This window comes from Vibrio sp. 811 (assembly GCF_033339195.1).
The window spans coordinates 1-520 of record NZ_JAWOUB010000936.1; the positions used below are offsets into that span (position 1 = coordinate 1).

Genomic DNA, 520 nt, shown 5'->3' on the forward strand with positions numbered 1-520 from the left:
GGATGCTGCGCTGCCTTGCCCAGTAATTGCCCTTATGCAGCAAATAATGCTTCGTGACCCAGGCTCAGGGAGGCTTGTAGATAGAAAGCAAACCCCGTTGCGGTACACAACTCTTGGATGGCAGGAGGTGCAAACGCAAATACCATGGCTTCTTTGATGGTTGAGAAGTAACCCATAGCACGGCCTGTCAAAGATGCAGCATCCGAACCCGGCGCTTCGCGCTCAGACCAATCTTTCAAGCCAATAAACGCCATACCCATGTTTTGACCTTGACCAGCAAAGCTAAAACCAGCCACGGTAAACACGGATCTCACGTTGTCTTTTTCTTCTTCCAAGAAATAGCTACGCACTTTATCGAGTGTTTTTTCTGTCTGCTCTTGAGTCGAGTTCGGCGGCAAGATTGCCATCGAGAACACCGTACCTTGGTCTTCATCTGGTAGGAAAGACGTCGGCAGATTCATAAATAACCAACCCGCACCAGCGCTCATTGCCACAAACACCAACAACATGCGCCCAGTGC

1 pseudogene is annotated in these 520 nt (G+C 50.0%); it reads right to left on the bottom strand.

What is annotated here, in order from left to right:
- Positions 1-35: 35 nt before the first annotated feature.
- A pseudogene (locus R7Q46_RS30220) lies at positions 36-520 on the bottom strand (efflux RND transporter permease subunit); the annotation flags it as partial.